The 22,231-nt window shown below is 45.8% G+C and carries 12 protein-coding genes and 1 other RNA gene; 5 read left to right on the top strand and 8 right to left on the bottom strand.

Annotation, left to right across the window (positions count from 1 at the left end; translation table 11 throughout):
• Window positions 1-33: 33 nt before the first annotated feature.
• Together PQQ36_RS15710 and PQQ36_RS15705 are read right to left on the bottom strand one after the other, a co-directional pair.
• Window positions 34-1,722 carry an LruC domain-containing protein gene (locus tag PQQ36_RS15710; protein ID WP_194593031.1) on the bottom strand — a complete coding sequence of 563 codons (1,689 nt, stop codon included), beginning with the start codon at window positions 1,720-1,722 and terminating at the stop codon, window positions 34-36.
• Between the two features lie 10 nt (window positions 1,723-1,732).
• Entirely contained in the window at window positions 1,733-2,209 is a 477-nt protein-coding gene (locus PQQ36_RS15705; protein ID WP_072614995.1) for a hypothetical protein, read from the bottom strand.
• Between the two features lie 365 nt (window positions 2,210-2,574).
• On the opposite strand from PQQ36_RS15705, the gene PQQ36_RS15700 reads away from it, so the two are divergent.
• Entirely contained in the window at window positions 2,575-4,326 is a 1,752-nt protein-coding gene (locus tag PQQ36_RS15700; protein ID WP_194593030.1) for an amidohydrolase, read from the top strand.
• 219 nt (window positions 4,327-4,545) lie between these two features.
• Here the strand turns inward: PQQ36_RS15700 and ffs are convergent.
• The 3 genes from ffs to PQQ36_RS15685 all read right to left on the bottom strand — a co-directional run bounded on the left by ffs (window position 4,546) and on the right by PQQ36_RS15685 (window position 7,637).
• Window positions 4,546-4,642, bottom strand: an RNA gene (gene ffs / locus PQQ36_RS15695) — signal recognition particle sRNA small type.
• 153 nt (window positions 4,643-4,795) lie between these two features.
• Entirely contained in the window at window positions 4,796-6,769 is a 1,974-nt protein-coding gene (locus PQQ36_RS15690; protein ID WP_194593321.1) for a GGDEF domain-containing protein, read from the bottom strand.
• Window positions 6,770-6,893: 124 nt separating this feature from the next.
• Window positions 6,894-7,637, bottom strand: a complete 744-nt coding sequence (locus PQQ36_RS15685) for a hypothetical protein (RefSeq protein ID WP_011080945.1) — start codon at window positions 7,635-7,637, stop codon at window positions 6,894-6,896.
• Between the two features lie 150 nt (window positions 7,638-7,787).
• Between PQQ36_RS15685 and PQQ36_RS15680 the strand changes: the two genes are divergently transcribed.
• Window positions 7,788-8,090 carry a DNA base-flipping protein gene (locus PQQ36_RS15680; protein WP_011080946.1) on the top strand — a complete coding sequence of 101 codons (303 nt, stop codon included), beginning with the start codon at window positions 7,788-7,790 and terminating at the stop codon, window positions 8,088-8,090.
• A gap of 66 nt (window positions 8,091-8,156) precedes the next feature.
• Here PQQ36_RS15680 and PQQ36_RS15675 read toward each other — a convergent pair whose 3' ends face one another.
• Window positions 8,157-8,582 (bottom strand): YbaY family lipoprotein, encoded by a 426-nt coding sequence (locus PQQ36_RS15675; protein WP_011080947.1) that lies wholly within the window; start codon window positions 8,580-8,582, stop codon window positions 8,157-8,159.
• 190 nt (window positions 8,583-8,772) lie between these two features.
• Here PQQ36_RS15675 and tesB point away from each other — a divergent pair, with 190 nt between their 5' ends.
• On the top strand, window positions 8,773-9,639 hold the full coding sequence (gene tesB / locus PQQ36_RS15670; RefSeq protein ID WP_011149866.1) for an acyl-CoA thioesterase II: 867 nt from the start codon (window positions 8,773-8,775) through the stop codon (window positions 9,637-9,639).
• 56 nt (window positions 9,640-9,695) lie between these two features.
• Here tesB and PQQ36_RS15665 read toward each other — a convergent pair whose 3' ends face one another.
• Both PQQ36_RS15665 and PQQ36_RS15660 read right to left on the bottom strand, forming a co-directional pair.
• A complete protein-coding gene (locus tag PQQ36_RS15665; RefSeq protein ID WP_194593320.1) occupies window positions 9,696-12,743 on the bottom strand; it encodes a D-tyrosyl-tRNA(Tyr) deacylase in 3,048 nt (1,015 codons plus the stop codon).
• Window positions 12,744-13,073: 330 nt separating this feature from the next.
• Window positions 13,074-13,535 (bottom strand): Lrp/AsnC family transcriptional regulator, encoded by a 462-nt coding sequence (locus PQQ36_RS15660; protein ID WP_011080950.1) that lies wholly within the window; start codon window positions 13,533-13,535, stop codon window positions 13,074-13,076.
• Window positions 13,536-13,664: 129 nt separating this feature from the next.
• Here PQQ36_RS15660 and PQQ36_RS15655 point away from each other — a divergent pair, with 129 nt between their 5' ends.
• A complete protein-coding gene (locus tag PQQ36_RS15655; RefSeq protein WP_011149862.1) occupies window positions 13,665-14,750 on the top strand; it encodes a PLP-dependent cysteine synthase family protein in 1,086 nt (361 codons plus the stop codon).
• Window positions 14,751-15,197: 447 nt separating this feature from the next.
• Window positions 15,198-22,223: a LamG-like jellyroll fold domain-containing protein gene (locus PQQ36_RS15650; protein WP_263180637.1), complete on the top strand. Its 7,026-nt coding sequence runs from the start codon at window positions 15,198-15,200 to the stop codon at window positions 22,221-22,223.
• The last annotated feature ends 8 nt before the right edge of the window (window positions 22,224-22,231 follow it).

The following is a 22,231-nucleotide window of genomic DNA, read 5'->3' as shown; positions in this document are numbered from 1 at the left end:
GTTTTCGCCCTTTGTTGTCTTTGACTTTGAGTGTTAATTACACTTCCAGCACTTCCCTTTTACCCAAGTGTTAAACCACGTTGTAGAACTCACGCCTCCCGACTCAGCCCAATCCACCACCTGCGGATAAGCCAAGGTGCTATCGATGTTTTCATACGGGTGTTTCCAAGCGGTTGGAATCGAAAGTGCCCAAGGTAATCCTTCAGCCGTTAAATAGAACTCGCCTGCCTGTGCGTCTGTGACGTCTACCCCTTGGCCAAACGAGTTGCTATTGGCGAGATCACTGCTTGGGTAATTCATCAAGTGCACTTCCCGGCCTCTTTGTGCTGCTCGGAAGATAAAGGGATTCAGCGTATGGCTGGCAAGTGGTGGCATCGAGCTCTTGAGTATGAGAGAGACACTGTAATCGACGACAGGTCTGTCATCACCCATCTCTGTATTATAAAAATCACTGTTGGCATCGCCAGGTAACAAAGTACTGATGCTTTCTAAAACCACGAAGACCAATTCGCCACTGTGTCCATTTTCAGCCGCCACGCTGGCACTGACGCCATCGACGACACGTGTCAAACTGCTCACATTGGTAGATTCTATGCCCGCGATCGACAAGGCAAAGCGATTATCCACAGACGCCCCTCTGGCTACCGCCTGACCAGTAAAATCTAGACGAGTAATCTGATTGTTCGCGTTGGTGTACACCTCGTACGCGTAATGTGAGACAAAATCGTTGAGATCATAATCGCCAGCAAATGGCCACATGTCTTCATAAGTGAGAGTATACCAACCCGAAGTAGGGGTACGTGCGTAAAAGGCAATGGTCGGGTCGTTAGGTGCATAATCGTTGGCATCCGCCACACCATCTCCATCTGAATCCCCTATTTCAGGCCATTCTATTTCGGTGATATCGCTGATTAAACCATTGGCATCTTCGGCTTGCACTTGCACTTTCCAGCGCTCACCATTGTTGGTTTGAGAGGCTGATACACTTGCGCCGGTATGATTATTTTTCCCCGCAAACTCATCATCGACAAAGAATCCCTGCCCAACATCAACAAACCAACGATAGTTGTAACTGACGGAATCACCATCGGGATCGGCGGGAGTCGGGCCAATAATCGACACGACTAAGTCATCATTGGTCGATAGCCCTTGGCTTCGGCTTAGCTCAGGAACAGAAGGCGGTGTATTGCTCGTGACCAAATAGGTCACCGTCATTAAGCTGTAGTCTAACGTCGTTAGCCAGCCGCCATTGTTCATATCAATATCCAAAAAGACATTCACTAAACCATCATGAAGCGACGCTATCGGCAGAGCAAACTCAGTAATCGACCATGTATTGTTGGTCCCTTGTAAAAATCCAGGATTCAGTTGAACACCGTCGACGGAAACGCCGTCATATTCACCGTTTTCACCGCGAAAGGCTTCTGAATCGACGTCGTATGCATAGATGGTCAATTTTGCTTCAAGAATCTGAGCGCCATCAGGGATCGCTACTGTATGCTGCCAGCCATAATCTTGATTGGCATTACTATAGATGCCAAAACCATAGGCACCTGGCGAGACATAGTGTGGCGCACTACTGCTTTCATCAACCGTTTGAGTAATCGTGACAGAACCATCAGCGTTGACGACTTGGGTGTTGTTCGTTGCGGCCGCCCAAGCCACTGGGCTCAGCAAACAGAGAGAAACGGCAAATGGGCTAAAATGCTTAGTTGATGTCATGGTCGTTCTCCTAATCCGAGTCCAGCGCGATATCGCAGCCAACCGTAATTTCATCGACAATCACAGCGATATCAGTATGAGATACGCATTCAATGCCACGCACGCTCGACATTGCTTTGATGGCTTGCCAATGCCCAGCCAACTCAATTTGATAGGTCAGTTCCCCCGAGACATCGGTGAGGCCAGTAAACATGGCGACTGAATCTTCTACGTCGCCAACCACGCTAAACAAATGCACCACATGTTGGCCGCGGATAGGCATTGACTCCCCGCCCTGCTGACTAAAATTGCTCACCAGCTTAATCGTGACCTGCCGATGTTCGCTCCCTTTCCATTCGAAGCCAGTCGGCGCGGCAATATCGCTAAACTGGGTTTGAACTTCAGGCGTAGGGGCAGAACCAGATCCGCCTCCGTCTCCACCACCGCAACCCGTCAAAAGCCCTAAACTGACGGCCCCCCAAGCCACTGCTTTCGTGAAATCGTTCATCGTCGCTCTCCCTTCATGTTTTTAGAACACTTAGCGAAAGGTGTGCCAAATCACATCTAACTGATTTTTAATAAAAATATTACTTTCCTCAGTGAGACTTACTGAGATTTCTTTGAATGATTCTCAAATTAGGAAGACCGCAAAGACAAGGAAAACAGCGCTAACCAAGCGGATTAGCCTTTGGCGTCACAGCCAAACAACGGGATAAGGAGAACACTTAACCAACCCTTTTAAACAATAAGATAGATATACCAATCATCATTTTTGATACTGGACCAACATCCTTTGATAGCCATAATTGCAAACCGTCTTCGACTCAGTAATATGAGCCTGAATGATTACCTTTCCTCCAACGGGAGTAAAAAATGAAAGCACCTTGGATCCCTGTCGCCCTTTCTGGGCTCGCCTTAACGGGCTGTTTTTCTGATAAAGATGACACAACCTTAGCCAGCGCTCAGCCACTAAAAGTAACCGCGGCAGACGCCATCTATTTCGGCGGAGAGATCTTAACAATGGCAGGCGACACACCAGAATATGTGGAAGCCGTGGCCACAAAAGACGAAAAGATCATTTATGTCGGCTCAAAAGCGGGCGCCTTAGAGCATCAATTTGCTCAGACCCAACTTGTCGATCTGCAAGGCAAAACACTGTTACCCGGTTTTGTTGACCCCCATAGCCATGTCTACGGCGTTGGCTTACAAGCCATGGTGGCTAACGTGTTGCCACCACCAGATGGCGACGCCAATACCGTTGCAAAAATCGTAGAGATTTTAAAAACCTCCCATCAAGACGAAACCAAACGCCTATTCATTGAAAAAACAGGATGGATTCTTGGCTTTGGTTACGACGACTCACTGCTGGACTACTATCCAACCAAAGCAGACCTCGATAAGGTCAGCCGTGATAAACCTGTGCTGATCATTCACACCTCTGGTCATTTAAGTGTGGCCAACAGCAAAGCCCTCGAAATGGTGGGAATTACGGCAAAAACCAAGAACCCAGAAGGTGGCGTCATACGTCGCATGCCTGGCAGTCAGGAACCGAATGGGGTGCTTGAAGAAAACGCGCATTTTGCCATGTTATTTCGACTCACCGCTCTGATTGATCAAGAGCTGCAAGATATGATGCTGGCTGCATCACAAAAAATGTACGCACAATATGGCTATACCACTGCGCAAGAAGGACGAGCGACAAAAGAAGGCTATGAAGCTCTGAAACGTGCCGCAACAGGAGGCCATTTACTCATTGACGTTGTCGCCTATGCCGATATGCCCACCAGCAGCGACTTTATGAACTCAGAATACCACGCTCCTGAATACACCAATCATTTCCGCATCGGTGGCGTAAAACTCAACTTCGATGGCTCACCGCAAGGGAAAACCGCTTGGTTAACGCAACCGTATTTCCATCCGCCTCACGGGCTTGCGAAAGATTACGCGGGCTACCCAACCTTTACTGACGCACAAGCATTTGAGTACGTTGAAACCGCGTTCAAAAATGGTTGGCAAGTACTCACCCACAGCAATGGCGACGCTGCGATTGAGCAATTTATCGACGCGGTGACCGCGGCCAATAATAAACTCGGAAAACAAGATAGACGGCCAGTGCTGATTCATGGCCAAACCATTCGTGAAGACCAAATCCAGCGCCTCGCAGAGCAAGGAATCTTCCCTTCCCTCTTCCCAATGCATACCTTCTATTGGGGAGATTGGCACCGTGATTCAGTGCTTGGCCATCCTCGAGCCGATTTTATTTCACCGACCAAAGCCGTGCGTGATGCAGGATTGATGTTTAGTACACATCATGATGCTCCCGTTGCCCTGCCAGATGCGTTTCGGGTGCTTGATGCAACAGTCAACCGCACCACCCGCACAAATAAAGTGCTCGGTCCCGATCAGCGTGTCGATGCCTACACCGCATTGAGAGCGATGACCATTTGGCCTGCTTACCAACATTTTGAAGAAGCGATGAAAGGCAGTATCGAAGTGGGGAAAAACGCCGATTTCATTCTGCTAGATAAGAATCCTCTCAAAGTGGAGAGTGCGACGTTAAAAGACTTACAAGTCCAACAAACCATCAGCCGTGGGCAAGTGGTCTTTACCAATACTGCCCGCTAAGGCAATTTCGCCCTCTAATTTCTCTATTGCAGGGAGTTGGGGGGCGAAAAATAAGAACGAGGGACTAGGGACTAGCAAACTAGCAAACTAGCAAACTAGCAAACTAGCAAACTAGCAAACTAGCAAACTAGCAAACTAGCAAACTAGCAAGAGCTTCCCAGAAATCGAATGAGACCAAAAAGCAAAAAGCCGCCCTAAAGGCGGCTTTTTTAATGGGTGGGACCCCAGCCACATCCCGGCACACAAGTCATTCGCTGCGGCTGCTTCCTTCCGGACCTGACCGAGTTCACGAACTATTGTTGCGAGAGGACCAGAGCCCCATAGATTCGTTTATCAAGCATTTCGCTCAATGTGGGCACGATTATTAAGCATCCCCCTCAAGATTGCAACCCCAATTCGGCAATAATCCATGATGAGGCGAGCGACTGCTTAACTCTTGTGCAAAACACCACTTTTCAAGTGAGGGAGGTTAAGAATACCCCATCTCACGCTGTTCATTCTTGCTCTGATACATGTCGACATCAGCCAGATGCAGCGCTTTTTGCAAGCTCATGGCCCGCTCCCTCCTCGCGGACAAGCCAATCGAAGAACTGATGATCAAGGGTTTTCCGGCAATATGCTGTTCAAGTCGAATTCGGCTAAAACGATCAAACGCTTCTTCAACTTCTTGCTGAGACGCTTTGCCAATTAAAATAAACTCATCGCCGCCCACGCGGAAACCTTTGCCACGCCAATGGCTTTTGATTTCTTGGGCGATGGCTTTGAGCACCATGTCGCCACAGTGATGACCATATGTGTCGTTAATCGGTTTAAAATTGTTAACGTCGATATACAAAATCGCAAGGTCGCCCGCGATGCCATTACCATATTTTCTCTGTAGTTGGCGTCGATTACCTAACCCAGTTAAATTATCTGTATTCGATAAACGATGCAGATAATACGAGAGTGCAAACGCTAGCAATAACATCGCCGCAAATAGCGTTTGTGTTTTTGCAGCAAACTTTTGCTCCATTTCTAACGAGCTTCGCCAGTCAGGACGAACATCGTAACGTTCGATAATGCTATTGAGATCGAGCATTTCTATCGCCCGACTAAAATACGGAGCCAGCACTCTGCCCTTTTCCGTGTTAGCCAAACCGATAGAAATTTTCGACGTATCAAATACGCCAATCGCATCATCTTGCTCAATAGCCAGCTTCAACTCATTTCGCAGTAAGTAGTTGAGTGTTGCCGTGTCCATCGTGATGTAATCCACTCGGTTGGCAAGTAAGGCACTGACCATCGCATCGTGATCGGAAAAACGACTCAGATCTTTCAATGGCAACATTTGCGTCAACAACGCATCAAAGTAGTCATCCTCAACCACCCCGACTCTCTCTGCAATTAACTGGGAGACATGAGAATAGACATTGGGCTTATACCCCAAACGTTTGACGATAACCGACTGAGGCGCATAGTGTGGGCTTGTGTAATAGGTAAACTGCTCTCTCGCTTTGGTCATCGCCAGCGGAGCCAGTAGGTCAAACTCTTGCTGTATGAAGCCTTGTAACATTTCTCCCCAACGTTCATCTGAACGGCTCACCAGTTGACAGTTAAGGGCAAGAATATCGCAACTTTGCTGCAGAACTTCGGCAGTAATCCCACTCACGTGGCCATCAGGATGGTAAATCACATAAGGGTAAATCGGCTCAAGTTTGATGGTTAATGGTTCATCTAGCTCGAGGGGTGCCTGAACAATAGCCTGTTGTAGCGCCTGTTTTCGAATAGCAAATTGGTATTGCGTAATTTCTTCACGAAGCCTTTTTTGCATCTGCTCGCTGTGAATGAACTGAGCAAATTGAGTCAACTCTTCTAAGTGTTGCCCTTTTTGACTGACGATAGAGACGGGTTTTATCGATATTTCATCGTTGAGAAGATGGGCATTGGTTCCTTTAAGCAACATAGGCTTAAGTTGATTGATGGCATCCACAATGCCATCGACTTGACCGTGACTGATCAGCGCATAAGCTTCTTCATGGCCTTGGTACGAAACAAGCTGAATGTCTGGATGATTTACCGCAATCAGCTCCCCATAAATGGTATCTTGAGGTACGCCAATACGTGTCGCATCACGCAACGAATTGGTCGTATTAGAATAGAGATAGGTATATTCAATGTTGGTTGGGTGTGAATAACTAAATCTTTTTTCACGTTCATGCGTAAACGTAATGTTCGCTGCGAAGTCTGTTTCACCACGCGCAACTGAATCGAGAATAGCATCAAAACTCGGCATATTCACATAGGTGACGTCCAGCGCAAACTGCTCTGCAATGGCATCAAACAGAACCCGCGTCACCACATCATCCGCTTCCGTTGCTACTGTGATCTCTTTACTCTTTGCCCAACAGTTGAACGATACCCAAACGAATACGCAGGAAAGCAGCCAACCAAATTTTTTTATCATGTCACTGACTTAATCTAGGTTTCACACAAGCGTCAAAATATGAAGCAGAAACCTTATATCAACTCATTGTCACGTGCATAAATATTTTTATTGATATGCAATACCGGTCACTGTTCTAGGCAACTCAATCCTGCTCTTTCATCTCTTCTTCTGCATTTAAGATGTAGTCTGTCATCCAAGCGGTACCCAACAAGCAGATCCACACCACAAACACGGAATTCGGCACATCGACATTCGGCGTCACCACTAATGCGGCGAACCCCACGGTCGGTAATGTCCAACACAGCAGTTTGTTCCATGAAAAAGTTTTAAGTGAGTTAAGACTTTCCATGCACGCCATAATGCCGGTAATTGAAAGCGCCACTAACACCGCATAAGGCAAACCTGCCATCCACAGAGGAATCAATAGCAGCAATGGCCACCAGCTATGTTTGCTCGAAGGTCGCCAGTGATTTGCCGCCCACCAAATGACCGTCACCGATAGCACTTGTACCACGGTTACCCATGGAGAACCGGTCAACTTACCGGCCATTTGCGTCACCATGATGCCGACCATCAGAGCCAATACGATCATCCCTGCGGTGAGCAAGACTCCTAGGCTGCTTTTCTTGGAAAACACCACCATAAGGAGTGGAAACAAAATCCACACGCACACAGAGAGAGCTATCGGCTGCATGGGTAACGTGAGGCCATACACCGTCATCGCAGCGAGCAAGACGAGACCAGCAATACCACCTTGAGGTAGAATCCACAAAGCAGGAATCACTAAAGCGAGGACAGGGATGTCACCAGCACTCATGCTGATCGCTTTGGCACAGACCACCGCTAAAAGGCTTGTGATTGTGAATTGAAGAATTGAAAATATCATAGCGCCTCCTTTAAGACCCGATTCTGTTTTTAATCAGACTCAGCGCAACGCAGAAACTTAAAACACAAAAGGTTGTACGCTAAGTGGGTTCATTTCCAGCACACCTGGCTTACCAATCCTTGGTAAACGACGAACTAGGACAATTTGAGTATGGACCATTTTTTGCCCCAAATCTTTGCTGTAATTCAACAAATTCCCTTTGGTAAAGTGACCACGTACGGAGAAATCGCACGCATGGCTGGATTTCCTGGTTATGCCAGGCATGTCGGTAAAGCGTTAGGAAACTTGCCAGAAGGCACAAAACTACCTTGGCATCGGGTGATCAACAGCCAAGGCAGAATTTCGTTGCAGGGTTCGGATCTCAATCGTCAACGCCAATTGTTGCTGGCTGAACAGATTGAAGTGAGTGAGATAGGAAAAATAAGTTTAAAAAAATACCGATGGCAACCATAGTCGCCATCGGTATCAAAATTGGGGCATCAAAATTCGATTGTTGTGGTGTTGAGCACCTTGTCGTGATTAACGAACGCCCACAACCATAATTTCAACATTATGTGTGTTCGCCTCGTCAGTGATGACAGGAACGATGGTGTCACTGATAAAACGTAAACGTCCATTGACTTCGATACGCGCACGTACGTTGTAACGGTGATTAGCAATGATCTTTTTGCTGTCATAAGCAAGATCGAACGACAGCGGGACTTGTTTACCATTGGTAATAAACTTGTGCTTTGCGATCACTTTGGCAGGCGCATCAGCCAGTGAGACATCTTCCAAAACCAGGGTGACAGCCGCGTCTTCTGGTAAGGCAATACGCTCACGATAAAAAACCGTCCCACTGATGGTTTGGATACCTTGGTCTTTCACTAATGGCTCCGAAGTCTGGCAACCCGCTAACAAAGCACCAAAGAACACTGACATCATCACTAAGATTATTTTTTTCATAGAGCCTCACTCATTAATAAATTCGCGACGATTATAGTTTGAGCACGTCACTCTGTCTTGTGGATCAAATGTTTATTGACAATAGTTTGACTAAGTTAAAAATATTCACCGTTGTTAATTGCGTTATACTCAACGCAGTTACTTGAATCAAAGTGACAAACCCATGTGTTAAAGAGAGGAATCAACCAACATGAGTAAACCCTTAAACGAGTTACTAAGTTTGCTGCAACTTGAAAAACTGGAAGAAGGACTGTTCAGGGGTCAAAGTGAGAATCTTGGTTTACCACAAGTGTATGGGGGCCAAGTGTTGGGGCAGGCCTTATCGGCGGCTCGCTATACGGTGTCTGACGACCGCACGGTGCATTCGTTTCACAGCTATTTTCTCTATCCTGGCGATCCTGAAAAAGCCATCATCTACGATGTTGAGAATTTAAGAGACGGTAAAAGTTTCAGCACTCGCCGTGTTAAAGCGATCCAAAATGGACGCCCAATATTCTATCTCACCGCTTCCTACCATGGTGAAGCACCGGGGTTTGAACACCAAAATACCATGCCCGATATTCCAGGGCCGGAAAATTTCATGTCTGAATCGGAGCTCGCCAGTCATATTGCTGAGTTTCTTCCCGCGAAACTGAGACAAACCTTTTGTGGTGAGAAACCGATTGAGACCAGACCTGTCACCGTCATCAACCCGCTTAATCCTAAAAAGGCCGAGCCAAAACAGTATCTCTGGATACGCGCCAACGGCGAGATGCCAGACAGTCAATTGATCCATCAGTATCTATTAGCCTACGCGTCCGATTGGGGCTTTTTAGTCACGGCATTACATCCACACGAAGTTTCGCTCATGACACCGAAATTCCAAGTGGCAACCATCGATCATTCGATCTGGTTCCACCGCCCATTTAAGATGGATGAGTGGCTGCTCTATGCCATCGAAAGCCCAACTGCCTCGAATACCAGAGGACTTGTCCGCGGCGAGATCTACAATCAGCAAGGTCACTTAGTGGCCACCGCGGTGCAAGAAGGGGTGATGCGCTTTATCGATAAAAAATAACAGCGCAGGTTATTTGACCCTTGAACAAAGAAGGAGCGCATCGGCGCTCCTTCTAATTATTGTCGTTGGTAGTTTAACTGCAATATTCCCCACTCATACAAGGTTCTTGGGTCACCATAGGTGAGGCTAGATACCACCTCTCCCTCTCTTGGGTAACGGCCACCATCTCGCTCTGGTAAAAATCGGCGCTCGCCTTTACGGTAATAGATCATTGGACGGACAAACTCATATGGGCCTTCCAGCAACGGGGAATCATCCACCACCGTAACTCGCGTCATTCGCAACGTACGAGACCCATCTTCGCAGTATCCTGGTGCATCAAATGCAACCGCTTTGAATGGTTCAATATTGTCAGGGTCTAACTTAGTGGCGCAATCATCAAAACGGGCAATATGCAGCATCAATTGACGTCGTTCAGTGAGTATATCGGAGCCAATAGGTTTCACTCTCACGATGGCAATCATACCTTCGCCGTACTCTTTGAACTGTTCATCGGTTGGTCGCAACAAGCGATCAACACCCATCAACCCAAATTGAGATTCTTGCAGACTAGCAAATTCAGAACCACTCAGTTTACTGATAATGACCGTCTGCTTCTCGGTAAGAGTATGGTTAGAATCCGCTTGCTCCGCTTTCGGTGCGTTCAAGGTAAAGTTCAGAGACGTTTGGCTCAGAGCAAGATAGTCTCTCGTCTCATCTTCACTCACGACGATAGACGCCACTTGATCTTGGCTGTCCCCCAAATAGTCCTTGAGCGTTATCACGCCGCTGATAGGATCCACGGAGATGGTGCTATCAGACAGCATCGTTTTGTAGCTGCGCGTACCTATCGGTGAGCGCATCGCCAAACTAACCTGCTTGAAGGGCACAAAATCAACGCTCTGCGGCTTGTAATCAAGCGCTTTGGCCGCGGCCTTGCTAATCGTCCCCGTTACACGTTTGGTCACTGTTTTATAGTTGCGAGCAGAAACCGTCGCTTCAATCTCGAAGCTCCCTGCATGCAGCATACTTAAAGATCCCTCAGTACTGGAAGTCAGTTTTACTGTTGGATCGGCTTGATTGATCAAGCGGTAGCTGCGTTTATCCATCACAAGTGAAAGAGACGGCACAATCGTTTTGTTCTCTTCAAAGATCGTATTTGGATAATGAATCTCAACCGGGTTATCGGCGGGTAAGACGCGAGCGGTAAAACTGGTTTCACCTGCATTCACACCACTACTGCCCGTGTCTTTAACGATGACTCGAACAGAGCCCGCATTGAGCATCTTCATCAAACCAGAGTCTTTATCCAATGCGACAACGTCGTTTGGTTCCCCCTCGGCGAGATAATAGCTCAGTTTTCCCACAGCCCCCGTGATTAAAGGAGCGCCAATCGAGCCGATTGCAGAAGTCCAGGTGCCCTCGACAAGCGGTTGCGCCGCTTTTAGCTGACTATCAGCACTATTGATACGAACATTGACGTACTGTACCGGACCTGCCAAATAGTTGTTTGTTTCTGCTCTTCGAATGGTCAAACGGGTTTCACCCGCTTTTAAGACGTGCAGAATGCCTCCGTCTAGCACTTTGACTACGCTAGGATCGCTGTTATTAAGTACCAACAAATCATTGGTACGGGGATTGAGATCTTGTTGAAGGTTGATCTGAAGATCTTTGTAGTAGGTTTCTTGATAATCTTGCGTTTGATAAGGCTGTGCGGCCGCCTTTGCCACATCAATAGAGAGCGTAAACTGCGTTGATTGATACAACTCGCCACCATCATCCTCAATTTGCAACGAGTATTGCCCCGCTTGCTTAATGAATAACGTTTTCTCCACAAGGGCCAGTTGAGGGGATGAACCACTCACTAATGTTAAACGACCTTTTTGGCCCGCAAATTCAAACGGAATACGTAGATCTTGTTGATAGGTTAAAGAGATAGGATCTTGCTTGATGCCTTGGTGTGGCGCTTTATCAATTTGGATGGTAAAACGTGCACTAGAGGCTTGATAGTTGCGCAGGTTTTGCTCTGTCACTTCCACTTCCGCCTGCCCTACACCATCAATAACGGGCAAGTTAGCAACGGTATCAATGTGGAGCACATCAGCACCACTCAATAGGCGATACTGAACCTCGCCTTTGGCATTACTCACAACGGGTTGTAGACGGGCATTGGCTTGATATTCCGTCACCATATTGGCAACCGACAGCGGCTGGCGCGCAGCCTTATCAATCGTCACTTCGTATTCACTGGTTTGCTGAGCCGTTTTGTAAGTCTCCGGATAATATGCCGTGGCTCGCACCGTCACTTTGCCGCTGTTTTTGATCGCCAGCATGCCTTGGCTTTGCTGCGAAAACTCCGCGACTTCCCAATCCGGTTCGCTTTTAACAATCTGATATACGATGCGTTCTGTTGGCGTCGTATCTAAGCGTTTTGGCGCTAACACCAACCCAGGTTGATATGCGCGAGAAAGTGCCGCAAAGCTAAGAGAATCCGCGTCTACCGCTCTCACAATAACATCGGCTTCCACGCTTCGTTCAGAATAAAACTCATCACCCAAATCGATCACTTGGATACGTGCAATACCAGGGCGACCTCGACTTTGTACTTCTCCTTGTGCAGAGAGATCAATGATAGCGTTAGGATCGGAGAGAACGCGATAACTCAACTCACCTTTTGCACCACGGACAGTAAGTGAACTTGGCGTGGATTGCGTGGTGGTTAAGTAAAGCGGACTGATGGAGAGAGCATCATTCCAGCCCTTTTGAATGGTAATCGTAAAATTCGACTCCGAGGTTTGAAAGGTGTCGCTGGTATCAATCGCCTTCACATGGGCAACACCTGGCTTTAATACTTTGATGCGGCCTTGGCTGTCGAGTAACACCACTTGTGCACTTTCGTCACCAATTAACTCAAACGCGACATCACCTTTCACTTCGAAAAGTTGCGGTTGAACAATCTCGCCACTTTGTACATAGGTGGTGGTAAGGTCCAAAGATTCAAGAGGCGCACGATATTGCTTGCTTGGTTTCACAACCGCAGGGGCCGAACTACCGCCACCTCCGCCGCCACACCCCACCAACACATTGGCAGTGAGCAATAAAATTAACCCATGTTCTATTCGCATTATTACGCCTCAACTGAATATTTACTCAACAGGCGCGGACCTTATCACAAGGCAGAAAATTAAATCAGGCAAAGAAATCGGCAGATTTTGCGCGATTTCTTACATGCAAATAGGAATGAATCACATTGCTAAAAAATGCGTTACCAAACTCATAAATAAACAATATAAAACATACAGTTATAGAAATTCACCTTTAGCTTACACTGTTATAAAAAATTAGAGAAAGCTGATATTGTGAACATTGTTCATTTGAAATTCTTATCTTTGATACAGATAGATTCAATTGGTAACACCAATTTATCTACCATTGAAACTTATGCATCTCTTCCATCATTGACCAAGTGGTAGCGCGGTGGTGTATTTGAGTGGTTCCATAGCAAATGTCGAGGTGACGTTGGATATCCCCTCAACACTATTGACTAACTTCTTATAAAAAGTATCGAAGTTTTTCATATCTTTAACCAGCACTTTCATCATGTAGTCGTACTCACCCGCCATGCGATAGAACTCCATCACTTCCGGGAAATCGTTTACCGTCGCAACGAAACGGTCATACCACGCATAAGAGTGATCACAGGTTTTAATTTGCACAAATGCGATAAATGAGAGATCCAATTTCTCTGCATTCAGCAAAGCGACTTTCTTTTCAATGAAGCCTTCATCTTCTAAACGCTTCAGACGCTTCCAGCAAGGTGTCGTGGTGAGATTCACTTGCTCAGCCAAGTCACTCAGCGACAAGGTGCCATCCTGCTGCAATAGCGAAAGTAGCTTTAGATCAACTTTATCTAGCATACAATTATCAATCCACTCAATTATAGAAAATTTTTCTACAATATAGAGACATCACCACATAAAAAGCAAAGCTTTTCTCTGCAAAGGTAGGTACTTTGTTACCGTCAATAAGAATTAAGAGAGGCTCCCATGTGTACGGACCACAACTGGATTAATAACGCGATTCGCAAGATTGAAGCTGACTTCCAACGCTCTGCTGATACCCACTTATTTAAGCTTGATCTTCCGTCTCTCGAAGGCATTGATATTTATCTCAAAGACGAAAGCACCCATCCAACCGGTTCGTTAAAACACCGCTTAGCGCGTTCGTTGTTTCTCTACGCAATTTGTAATGGCTGGATTGGTCCGGAAACCACCGTCATTGAATCATCTTCCGGCAGTACTGCCGTTTCAGAGGCATACTTCGCACGCTTACTGGGCTTGCCTTTTATCGCGGTAATGCCGAAATGCACCGCAAGAAAGAAAATCGAGCAAATTGAGTTTTATGGCGGTAAAGCCCATTTGGTGGATCGCTCCGATCAAATTTACGCAGAATCTCACCGCTTAGCCAAAGAGTTAAATGGTCACTATATGGATCAGTTCACGTACGCGGAGCGCGCAACGGACTGGCGTGGCAACAACAACATCGCGAACTCTATCTTCAGCCAAATGACGCTCGAAGAGCACCCAGAACCAAGCTGGATCGTGATGAGCCCGGGCACAGGTGGCACTTCGGCTACCATCGGTCGCTTTATCCGTTACCAAAAGCTGGACACCAAGCTGTGCGTGGTTGACCCAGAAAACTCGGTGTTCTTTGACTACTTCCAAAACGGTGATAACACGATAACTGGTAATACGGGCAGTAAGATCGAGGGCATCGGTCGTCCACGTGTTGAACCAAGCTTTATTGCTGGCGTTGTGGATGAAATGCGAAAAATCCCTGATGCCGCTTCTGTTGCGTGTACCCACTGGGTATCTAAGCTGATTGGCCGTAAAGTTGGCGCCTCAACGGGCACAAACCTGTATGGTGTATTGCAATTGGCATGCGAAATGAAACAGCGTGGCGAGCGTGGCTCTATCGTGACTCTACTGTGTGACAGCGGAGATCGCTACTTAGACACCTACTTTAATGAAGAGTGGGTAAAAACCAACATTGGTGACATTCAACCCTACTTAGAGCAGCTTGAAATCATTGAGCGCGATGGCTGCGTTGCGCCCATCTGCTGCCCTGCGTAACGCAGAGAATTCAACAACTGGCGATAAAAATGCCCACGTGATTCCGTGGGCATTTTGTTTTAGGCAGTGCGATAGTCGTGCTTATATAAACAACACAACTGACACCCAGATAACAACCACCGGAGTGATCGGAATAGAGCCTTACTTTTTATTTATTAACGTCATTTGTATAAATTTTTTAGGCATAAGATTTTTACAATAAGCAGGATCCTGTAATCACTTACCTAAGATGCGTCGCTCTAAGTCTCATTAGAGAACATTTAGCCTCTAGGAAGAGTTCTGTAAAAAAGTGTGAGATAAGGAATCATAGTTAAATCCAAACGTAGTTTCAGCGATATAAGAAACTGACATAAGCCGTGATTATCTAAACATAAAATCAATTAATTTCAATTAATTAATATTGATGCATAAGATACAGGTAACTTACCCTATGACTAAGTGATGCCAGTGTCCCTACTCAACATCTTAAAAAAGCTGTGTATACTTTTTTTCCTTCTCTCTTGTCCTAATACAAAAGCGAATCAAGTATCCTATCAATATAACCTCCGCGGTCAGTTAGTCAGTGAACAACATGGGGATCAGGACCGCTACCATTCTTTGGATGCTTTAGGGAATCGCATCAGCATCTCCCAACGAGGCTTCACCTCTCCACTAGAAGCGGTTGTAATCGTTGAGCCCGTAAACAACGCCAAACTTAATCTTTCTCAAGAAATCAAATTACAATGGCAGCCTGTTGATGGCGCGCAATCCTACGATATTTGGCTGGGTAAGGCCCCGGAACAATTACATCAACTAAAAACAGGAATTCGAAGTGCGTCTGTCTATGCAGATTTCGCATCGGTTTCTGACATTCAACCTAGATATTGGAAAGTAGTTGCCAATGATGGCAAAGGGATGAGTTCAAGTAGTCCCCTTTATATTTTCTCAGCATTAGATAGCGATAGCGATCAACTTCCCGATCACATTGAAGAAAAACTATGTACATCTGCTCTGGATTCCGATACCGATAACGACGGCTTAACGGATAGTCAAGAAATACGTTTTGGTGAATCAGCCATAACAAGCTCTTTCCCTTGCCTTCAAGACAGTGATTTCGACGGAATCGAAGATGCTTATGAAGTCAAAGTAGGGAGCGATCCTATGGTTGTCGACAGCTATCGCGGAGACAGTTGGGCTCGCTATGTCAATTGGATAGCAGAAAAACATCAGCAGAAACAAGTCGAAATCGTTTCAAACCCAAGGGTACTGGATATACGTAATAACGATGGCTACGCAATTTCAGGTTTTGCTCCGAATGGAGAAGCATTAAGTCTAACCTATTGGATTAAGCATTCCCAAAGTGATGCCAAGCAAACCATGGGTAGCCATGATGATAGTGACCGACGATTTTATGTAGGAATTGATGAAAATAACCAAGTGACCTATGGCGTTGGTGATGAGTACAGGACGTTGAAAGGAGAAAAAATCGAAGACGAGCATTGGACTCATGTGGCGATGAGTTATGCCAATGGTACTGCTCATCTATACATTAATGGTCAACTGAAACACACAGCTGTTGGAGTGAACTTTAAAAAAGCAAGCCAGTATGCGCTATGGTTTGGTTCTCGTCATCATAAACGAGCTTGGCAGCCTGAGAGTATCGAAGGTGTCATCGACAACCTCAGTGTTTGGAATGTTGCCTTATCTCATCAAGATGTCGCTAGAAGTATGTTTAGCCTCGACACCATCACTAGTAGCCATTTGGTTGCCTATTACGATTTTAATCAAAGCCGTGGTGAGTGGGTTCAAAATCGAGTGACGAGCAAGTTTGATTTGAAACTCGCGGCTGGTGCGAAGCTATCAAAAGAGGATGACTATCTAGATACAGACGGTGATGGTATTCCCGATACCTTTGAACTTGCGTTGTGCAGCGACAGCAGCAACTCTGATAGTGATGGGGACGGAGTATCCGACGGAGAAGAGTTCGGTCTCGACTCTCGGTTAAATGTGGTATCCAACGCCTGTCAAATGGATAGTGATAATGATGGGGTACCTGACAGCTATGAATATCAGCTTGGTATGAACCCTGTACTCAATGACGCTCTTGCGCTTGACCCAGCAACAGGCGAAACATATTGGCATGGCTACGTTTTGTATCATGAAAGTGCTGACAGCAATCTCGATGTTGTCGAGCAAGACCGACACTTTGATGTAACGGACAGTAAGGCTTATGCCATCACGGGTTATACAAATAAGGGGGGAGACTTCTCTTTAATGTATTGGTTTAAACCTAAAACATTGTCAGAGCAATATTCAGGTTTTTCAGAATCTGGCTTACATAAGCTCACTCTTGGGATAAGTAGAGATTCCAGGGTAAAGGGATTGTTTAATGTCTTAGGAGTCAGCGATCACAGTAAAAGTATCCTCACTAATGAGTGGCAACATTTTGCTCTTACTTGGAATGAAAAATCTAGCCAACTCTGCGTCTATTTAAATGGAGAGTTAGCTTACGAAACCAAATGGAGACTTTGGTATACCCCAAAAGAGGCTCTTGCGTTTTGGATAGGGGCGCAAAATAGAGATAGCTCTCCCGAACATCATATGAATGGAACCATCGACAATGTTCAAATTTGGAATCATTCGTTAGCACAGCATCAAGTGCGCCGCTACATGACGGAGCCCCCAAAAGATAAAAAACCGGGTTTAGTTGCTTACTACGACTTTTCTAAGTCCCGTGGCGAATGGGTATACAACAAAGCCACTGAGAAATTTGACCTCAAGCTGACAGATAAAAGCCGTTTACAGCCTGCCGAACCAGATCAAGACAGCGATGGCGATGGCCTTTCGGATGCTTTTGAAGCAGGATTGTGTCTTGACCCTAACAAACGGGATAGTGATGGAGATGGCATTCCAGATAAACAGGAGTTAGTTCCTAGTATCACTTTAAAATCAACCGATCCTTGTTCGGCAGATACCGACAACGACGGTATCGATGATAAGTTTGAGCTAGAGAATAGCATGGACCCAACCAGCCATGACCTCAACCACCTTGAATCAGGCCGTGATACCACTAACTGGCAATTCTATGCGAAGCAAAGTGTTGAACGACTATTGGCACTGGGAAATAAAGCTCAAAGCTTGGCTGGCGAGCTTAATCTGTCGGGTAACCTAGGCTATGCCATCTCGGACATTCTCCCTGAAAAGTTAAGCGAACAAGTGACTTTTATGTATTGGTTTAAATCGGATAAATCAGGTTTAACACAATTTAGTGGTGTGCAGTACACCGAATATAGTGGTCATTTCATCGGTATAGACACAGCCAATAAACCGTTTGCGCGGTCTTGGGCTCAGGGACTAAATGCTGAAGGTGCCATTGAGAACAATGAGTGGAATCATTTCGCTCTCGTTATCTCAAAAAACACGAAAAAACTTTATGTTAATGGTCAGTTAGAGGAAGTGATTGATCTCAACCTATATGGTCGTAACGACATGAGTTCTGTCTACTCCATGTGGTTTGGCGCGGTTAACTACTTAGGAAAAGAAACACACCACCAAAGTGGTCAAATTGATGATATTCAAGTCTGGAATAGGCCACTAACGCAAGGGGATATCATCAATTACATGCGTAAAAGCCCCGATGTTAATGATCAAGATCTTGTGGCTTGGTATGACTTTTCTCAGTACTTAGGGAACTGGGTAAGAAATGCAGTAACTGGCAACTATGATCTCAAGCTAGTCAAGGGTGCACATATTGTTGAATCGGCTCAATCCAACGACAGTGATAGAGATGGATTAAGCGATGAGTTCGAAGCGACTTATTGCACCGATCCTCAAAACGTTGATAGCGATGGTGATGGCTTGAGCGATGGACAAGAAATCAATGTCGGTTTTGTGATCAATGGGAAAAAAGTAACGACGGATCCGTGTTCTTCAGATACCGACAATGATGGTATCGATGACGCTTTTGAAGTTGACAATAATATGAATCCGACGTTAGCCGACGGTCATATTGTTGATTCAAATGAGCAGCAGACACACTGGCAGCGCTATGTAGAACACCTTAACAATAGCAATGCGTTCAAATCGGCGAGCGAGCAGGCAATGCCTGGTGTTCTAGACGTCGAAGACACAAAGGGGTATGCCATTTCGGGCTATTACCCGACAACGGGCCCTATTACTATTATGTTTTGGTATAAACCAAATGAAGAAATCTCTGTTTATAATCAATCACTTTCAGGCGTGACGGATGTGAACAGTAGCTCATCACTAGCGTTAGGCCAAAGTATATACGGTGCTATGTATAGGGTCGAGAAGTATGGTGAACACGCTTATGACCACGATTTAGTCAATAATCAGTGGAATCATCTGGCGCTGACACTCAGTCAAAAGCAAACAACGCTATATGTCAATGGCCAACGTGCCAAGGACAGTAAAGCTACTCTAAAAGCGATCGGCTATCCATTTTTCTTAGGGGCAGCAAACGTTGAAGGGCTGGCTAGCCAGCACATGAATGGCCAAATAGATAATGTTATGAAGTGGCGGCGTGAACTCACACGCGAAGAAATCCGCCGTTTTATGATCACGCCACCAAACCCTGCATCAGATAACGCCATGGAATGGTTGTACCGTTTTAACCACATAAAGAATGGTTGGGTTAAAAATGAAGTAACGAACCTTTATGATCTAAAACTAGTTAATGGGGCCAAGATTTCGGCAGAGAGCCCAGTTGTTGACTTAGATAAGGATGGGTTGGACGACAAGCTAGAAGTGGCGAGTTGTTTAGATGAGACGGTATCTGACACAGATGGCGATGGTTTGCTAGATGGCCAAGAATATGGGGTAAACTCTAACTACTCAGTGATTACCGATCCTTGTTTAGCGGACACCGACAGGGATAATGTACCGGACAGCTTTGAACTTGAGCATTACAGCAACCCTCTATTTGCGGATGCAGGAAGTAAAGCAAACTCGACAAGCCAGTTAAACAATTGGCAAGTTTATGCCCACAACCACGTCAATAAGTTGCCTCAAGAATCACATGTGGAAGCTAAACGCGCCTTGCAGCTTACGCAAAACAAAGGGTATGCAATTACTAATCATTTTTCTGCATCGCACGATATGACCTTAATGTTCTGGACGCCATATCAGGAAAGAAGTTGGCAGCGATTGGGGAATATGGGTTCTCACGAATTAGGCTTTGCGTCTAGTAATATTATTTATGGTGACAAATACACAACTCGCTTTAAGCCTAGTAACCTTTCTCCAAATGGGTGGGTTCACTTAGCCCTAGTGTTATCCAGTGAAGCTCCGACTCAACTTTACATCAATGGGATGATGGTCGACGAGAAAAGCCCATACAGAGCAGATCTGCCCAACCTTTGGGCGACTTATATCGGAGCAGTGAACGATAATGGAGTAGCCAAAGAGCATATGGAGGGGCTGATTGACAACGTTGGTATATGGACGCGGGCACTCGCGCCAGCGGAAATCTATCAATATATGTTTACCGCTCCAACACCGAAGAATTCGGGACTAAGCGCATGGTACGATTTTACCCAATCCAAAGGGGATTGGGTGATGAATATGGCTACGGGTGAGTACGATCTTCTGTTAGTCAATGGCGCTCATTTGGTGGCAGAACCAACAGATGATGACAGTGATGGCGATGGCTTAATTGATCGGTTAGAGCTTGCATTTTGTACCGATGGTTTAACAGCCGACAGTGATGGAGATGGTATTAGTGATGGCGATGAACTTTCAGTGGGTAAACCGTTTATTCTTATAACCAACCCTTGCGATCCTGACAGTGATAATGATGGTCTACCAGACGATTTTGAACGAACTCACGGCAGTGATGGTTTGATTGCAGACGCCAACTTTGACAGCAATGGTAACGGTATCTCTAACTGGGACGAGTATCGCAAACAGCAAACCATGCATATACCTGAAACCACCGTCGAGTTTGGTGCTCTATCACTTAGTCAAGGTTATGCGATTACCCCCTACTTCCCAAAAAATAACCGTTCAACCTTTATGTACTGGTTTAAATCTGACAGTTTGGATTCGCAGTTATCTGGTGTCAGTAATGCGAACACCCAGCACTATTATGCTGGCGTTCAGTATGCTCAGAAGAAGTTTGCGTTGGGGGGATCTGGATGGAAAGGCTATTCGTTTAAACCTGCGCAGTATTCAATTGATAGCTGGAATCACATAGCAATGGTGGTTGAGGATGAATATGTCAAATTTTACCTCAATGGGCAGCTCATAGAAAAGGCGTCACGCAGTTATGCCAAGATTAGCGAACCATTTAACCACGCACTCTGGCTAGGCGCTTTGAATAATGCATCAGTGGCTTCTGATTTTTTCACAGGGCTGATTGACAATGTGCAGATATGGGATCGTGCGCTCTCTGAGAGAGAACTATATCGTTCTATGGCTCTACCTCCTACAGAGAATCTTGAAGGTTTAGTGGCCTCTTATGACTTCTCGTCTGTAAAAGGCAAATGGGTAAAAAATCTCGCGAACGGCCAGTTTGATCTCAAATTAGTCGATGACATTGAGATTGAGACTCATCAAGTCAACGACACGGATCGCGATACGATTCCAGATTACGTTGAAGCACAGCTGTGTATTGATGCGAACCAAAGTGATACCGACCAAGATGGTTTGTCCGATCGTCAAGAATTAGAGCAGTTGAACTCTGCATGCAACGCCGATGTTGATGGTGATGGCATGCTAGACGGTTTTGAAATGTTGGAAGGCAGTAACATGCATGTTGGTGATGGTGACAAAGACAGCAACGGTGATGGCATCACAAATTGGTATTCATTTATCCACTGGTATCAGCAGCATAAGTTATCGCACGGAGAGCAAGTCGTTGCTCTATCTAACGGTATGCTAAACCTAATGGGTCAAGCCGATAGCCGACTGATCACTGGGTTATATCCAGATGCAACCGACAAAACACTCATGTTTGACATCAATTATCACCAGCTTAAGGGATTAAACCAACGTCTAGGAGCGGATGATAATAACAACCATCGCTTTTACATTGGCTTAGACAAGGATGGCGACTTCTCATATGGCGTTGGTGATGAAAGGGCGTATAGGAAGGTCACAATAAATACCGGTCAGTGGTACCACTTTACACTGAGATATCAACACCCTAACGCTCAAGCCTATATTGATGGAGAGCAAATAGGCACGCTTTCGAATATTCGCTTTAAAGGCAAAAGTTCACTGCCCTTGAGTTTAGGAGGTACTTCGACTGTGAACGCGCTCATCGATAACGTGCAGTTTTGGAACCGCGCCTTGAGCGATGAAGAACTATCCAATTATCAAACTAAGGCCCCGAATGGCGATGAGCATGGGCTGCAAGCCTATTATGACTTTGAGTCTCGGTTAGGCTCCATGATTATGAATCGCGCCACCAATAAATTTGATGCGTTACTTTCGGCAGAAGATCTTGTCGTAGAAAAACAATTAGAACAATAAGGAAAATA

The organism is Vibrio sp. CCUG 15886 (genome assembly GCF_028570825.1).
Lineage (GTDB): Bacteria > Pseudomonadota > Gammaproteobacteria > Enterobacterales > Vibrionaceae > Vibrio > Vibrio vulnificus_B.
This window is presented reverse-complemented; position numbering and strand designations above follow the sequence as displayed.

Excerpts from the sequence above, each read along its gene's own strand:
- PQQ36_RS15685 (WP_011080945.1), bottom strand. The coding sequence starts at position 7,637 with ATGATATTTTCAATTCTTCAATTCACAATCACAAGCCTTTTAGCGGTG.
- PQQ36_RS15700 (WP_194593030.1), top strand. The coding sequence starts at position 2,575 with ATGAAAGCACCTTGGATCCCTGTCGCCCTTTCTGGGCTCGCCTTAACG.
- PQQ36_RS15710 (WP_194593031.1), bottom strand. The coding sequence starts at position 1,722 with ATGACATCAACTAAGCATTTTAGCCCATTTGCCGTTTCTCTCTGTTTG.
- tesB (WP_011149866.1), top strand. The coding sequence starts at position 8,773 with ATGAGTAAACCCTTAAACGAGTTACTAAGTTTGCTGCAACTTGAAAAA.
- PQQ36_RS15705 (WP_072614995.1), bottom strand. The coding sequence starts at position 2,209 with ATGAACGATTTCACGAAAGCAGTGGCTTGGGGGGCCGTCAGTTTAGGG.
- PQQ36_RS15680 (WP_011080946.1), top strand. The coding sequence starts at position 7,788 with ATGGACCATTTTTTGCCCCAAATCTTTGCTGTAATTCAACAAATTCCC.
- PQQ36_RS15690 (WP_194593321.1), bottom strand. The coding sequence starts at position 6,769 with ATGATAAAAAAATTTGGTTGGCTGCTTTCCTGCGTATTCGTTTGGGTA.
- PQQ36_RS15665 (WP_194593320.1), bottom strand. The coding sequence starts at position 12,743 with ATGCGAATAGAACATGGGTTAATTTTATTGCTCACTGCCAATGTGTTG.
- PQQ36_RS15655 (WP_011149862.1), top strand. The coding sequence starts at position 13,665 with ATGTGTACGGACCACAACTGGATTAATAACGCGATTCGCAAGATTGAA.
- PQQ36_RS15675 (WP_011080947.1), bottom strand. The coding sequence starts at position 8,582 with ATGAAAAAAATAATCTTAGTGATGATGTCAGTGTTCTTTGGTGCTTTG.
- PQQ36_RS15660 (WP_011080950.1), bottom strand. The coding sequence starts at position 13,535 with ATGCTAGATAAAGTTGATCTAAAGCTACTTTCGCTATTGCAGCAGGAT.